Source organism: Globicatella sanguinis NBRC 15551 (assembly GCF_001552295.1).
In the GTDB taxonomy this organism is placed as follows: domain Bacteria; phylum Bacillota; class Bacilli; order Lactobacillales; family Aerococcaceae; genus Globicatella; species Globicatella sanguinis.
This window is the reverse complement of the sequence record NZ_BCQX01000156.1, coordinates 1-3,912: the sequence shown is the minus strand read 5'-3', so window position 1 is coordinate 3,912 and position 3,912 is coordinate 1. Positions and strand designations below refer to the sequence as shown.

General features: G+C 35.8%; 3 protein-coding genes. All 3 read right to left on the bottom strand.

All coding sequences use genetic code 11. From position 1 onward, the window contains the following. Positions 1-45: 45 nt before the first annotated feature. Positions 46-2,547 carry an ATP-dependent Clp protease ATP-binding subunit gene (locus GSA01S_RS09550; RefSeq protein ID WP_066126977.1) on the bottom strand — a complete coding sequence of 834 codons (2,502 nt, stop codon included), beginning with the start codon at positions 2,545-2,547 and terminating at the stop codon, positions 46-48. 13 nt (positions 2,548-2,560) lie between these two features. After that, positions 2,561-3,028 carry a CtsR family transcriptional regulator gene (locus tag GSA01S_RS09545; RefSeq protein ID WP_083513296.1) on the bottom strand — a complete coding sequence of 156 codons (468 nt, stop codon included), beginning with the start codon at positions 3,026-3,028 and terminating at the stop codon, positions 2,561-2,563. 104 nt (positions 3,029-3,132) lie between these two features. Continuing rightward, positions 3,133-3,681 carry an ECF transporter S component gene (locus tag GSA01S_RS09540; protein ID WP_245631308.1) on the bottom strand — a complete coding sequence of 183 codons (549 nt, stop codon included), beginning with the start codon at positions 3,679-3,681 and terminating at the stop codon, positions 3,133-3,135. Positions 3,682-3,912: the final 231 nt, after the last annotated feature.

Sequence of the window (3,912 nt, the reverse complement as noted above, 5' to 3'; positions counted from 1 at the left end):
TTCACTGTCGAATGATTATCTTGATTTGTTAAATGAATGACTCGATTATTTACTTTGCTCTTTACTACGGTTATTAATATTTATCGAACCACTTCTACCACCAATCGTGATTTTGTCACCTAAGGCAATTGTACCACTTAATAGTAGTTCACTTAATTCATCTTCAATTTGTTTTTGAATAGCGCGTCGAATTGGTCTTGCACCATACTCTGGATCAAACCCTGCTTCAGCAATAATATCGACTGCGGTATCCGTTACACGGGCTTCAATTTCTAATTCTTCTAAACGTTTCACAATTTCAGCAGTATGTAATTTAACAATCTCACGAATATTTTCCTTACTTAATGAGTGGAAGACAACTGTCTCATCAATACGGTTTAAGAATTCTGGACGGAATGCACGTTTTAATTCTTCACGTATTCTAGATTCCATCGCTTCATGGTTTTGTGTTACTGAAACTGCACCAAACCCAACTGATTTCTCATCCCTTAAGGCTGTTGCTCCTAAATTGGACGTCATGATAATAATTGTGTTTCTAAAGTCTACTTTACGGCCTTTACCATCGGTTAAATGACCATCATCAAATACTTGTAATAAAATATTAAAGACATCTGGATGAGCTTTTTCGACCTCATCTAATAAAATAACACTATACGGCTTTTGACGTATTTTTTCAGTTAATTGCCCTGCTTCTTCATACCCCACATATCCTGGAGGTGATCCTACTAAACGAGAGACACTGTGTTTTTCCATATATTCAGACATATCAACCCGAATCATACTATCTTCGCTACCAAACATTGCTGTCGCTAAGGTTTTGGCTAATTCCGTTTTTCCAACACCAGTAGGTCCTAAAAATAGGAATGATCCAATTGGACGTTTTGGTGATTTCAAACCACTACGAGCTCTACGAATCGCTCTGGCAACTGCTTTGACCGCTTCATCTTGCCCGATTACACGTTCATGTAATTCAGCTTCTAGATTAATCAATCGTTTGCTTTCACTTGATTCCATTTGTTGGACTGGCACCCCCGTCGCTAAAGCAACTACCTGCGCCACATCTTGTGCTGTTACTTTCAATTGCGATACAGTTGAATCATCATTTGCTTTTTCTTTGGCTTTATCAAGTTCTGCTAATTGCTCTTCTAGAGCCACTTCTTTTTCTCTTAAATTTGCGGCTTCTTCAAAATCACGATTGAGAATTGCGGCTTCTTTTTTATTGCCAATTTCAGCTAACTGATGCTCAATTGTTTCAGTCGTGACTTTGTTTGGCATAATCGCAGAATCAATACGAACACGTGCAGAAGCTTCATCAATTAAATCTACCGCTTTATCCGGCAAGCGTCTTGCTGTCATATAGCGAGAACTTAATTTTACTGCGGCATCAACTGCTTCGTCAGTAATTTCGACTTTATGGTGATCTTCATATTTTTCTTTTAGTCCATTTATAATTAAGATAGATTCTTCTTGACTAGGCTCATCAATTTGTACTTTAGAGAAACGTCTTTCTAATGCCGCATCTTTTTCAATATACTTTTGGTATTCGTCTAAAGTAGTGGCACCTACTACTTGTATTTCTCCACGAGCTAAAGCAGGTTTTAATATATTAGAAGCATCAATCGCTCCTTCAGCTCCCCCAGCACCGATTAATGTATGCAATTCATCAATAAACAGAATAATATTACCGTCTTCAGAAATTTCTTCGATAATTTTTTTCATGCGCTCTTCAAATTCACCGCGATATTTCGTTCCTGCAACTAATGCTCCCATATCTAACATAATTAAACTTTTCTTAGCGATATCTTGAGGAACATCTCCTTGAATCATTCTTTGAGCTAATCCTTCTGCTATAGCTGTTTTACCGACACCTGGTTCCCCAACTAAGACCGGATTGTTTTTGGTTCTACGGCTAATAATTTGCACAATTCGGTGAACTTCTTTTTCACGTCCAATCACCGGATCCAATTCATTTTGTCTAGCTAGCTCAGTTAAATCTCTAGAAACTGAATCAAGTGTTGGTGTTTTAGACGTCTTTTGTGCCTCTTTATTGTTACGAGGATTTCTTCTACGTCGATTGTTACCACCACTGGTTGGGTCTTGACTAGCTAAGCCAATTAATTCATAAATTGTTTTGCGTAATTCATCAAAATCAACACCAACGTTTCTTAGTAAAACCGTTGCTAAAATTTCTTCTTTTAAAATACCTAATAATAAATGCTCAGTTCCAACTTTTGGTGCACCCAATCGTTTCGCATCATTAGAAGCATTCATAATAACTTTTTTAGCACGTGGAGAGTAAGGTATAACTCTTTCAGCATTGAGTCGCGGTTGACTAAATTTTCCATGTATGGCTTCTAATTCTAAAATCAATTCATTGAAAGTTGCACCATGTTCTCTTAATGCTTTTCCAGCAATTCCAGTTTCTTCACGAGATAAACCTAATAATATATGTTCTGTGCCGACTGCTTGATGTTGCATATAATAAGCTTGCTCTGCCGCATAAATCATCGCTTGTCGTGCACTTTCTGTAAATAGTTCTTCAAACATTTTTATTCACCTCTTATTCGTATGTATAACGGAGTTGGTATAGAAAAGTTTTTAATAATTGAGCTCTCGCTATTTGTTCTTCCTCCGTTATTGTTTGTAAAACAGCTTTTTCAATCACAGATAAAATCAAAGCAGCTTCCCTTTGAGTTATAATCTTTCTTTCTGTTAAAGTTTCGATGATATTGATCCCGTTTCGCTGACTTATCTGATTTCCAATTAAATCAATCATTTGATCGATTTCGTCTACTTCATCTACCAAATGGACTTTAAGTATCCGGATATAGCCTCCGCCACCTCTTTTACTTTCCACTAGGTATCCATGTTCTTGTGTAAAACGGGTATTAATAACATAATTGATTTGCGAAGGAACACAATCAAATTGATCGGCAATATCACTTCGCTTGATTTCAAGATGTTCTTGATTTTCTAAATACGCTTTTAAATACGCTTCAATAATATCCGTCATATTTCGTTGGGTCACAGTCTCGCCTCCTTTAACATTGACTTTCTTTGACCATTATACAATAATAATTCCTCTTTGAAAAGAGGAACGACTTAAAATCTTATATTTCGGTCATTATTTGACTAATTTTGTTTTAACCCTTGATAATTGACAGCATATCGTTGGAATAATTTATTCAATAATGGGAATAATAAGATAAAAAATACCACATTCCCAGCTGAATGAGCCAAATCAAAAGGTAAACCATTTAAATAATAAACCCAAAAGTTTTCTACTTGTATTAAAAAAGTCCACAACCACGAAATACTAAAGCCAAACAATATACCTGCAATACCGGTAACGACTGCTCGGCTACCAAATAATATATAATCACTTTTTACCATTTTTTCTAATAATCTATTGCTGAAGTAGACAAAAATAACGACGATAAGATAGCTTATAATTTGTAACACGACCCATGGCCCCATTCCCAAAATGAGATTTGAAACTAGCATCGTCAAAGACGATACGATAACGCCATCTTTAAAACCTAATAAAATGGTCACAATTGCGATAATAGTTGTAACGGGTTGTACATTCGGTATGAACGCAAAGAAAATTCTCCCCACCACACATAATGTTGTTAATAAAGCAACTTGCGTAATCCATAATGTAAAACTTTTTTGTTTCACCAATTTTTTCCCACTCCTTACGACATTCGAAAATGCTTTTATCTATTTATATTCACTCACTATTATACCCGGAAACAGAGTAATTGTGTTCAAAATATTAATTAAATAAACAATTTTTTTGATGATTATAACGGGAGTGGGCCAGAAGTAGAAAATTCAATGATTTTCGCTTCGTTTGCCCACCCCGCACAGTTGGGAGTAGGCCAGAATTAGAAAATTGAATAATTTTCG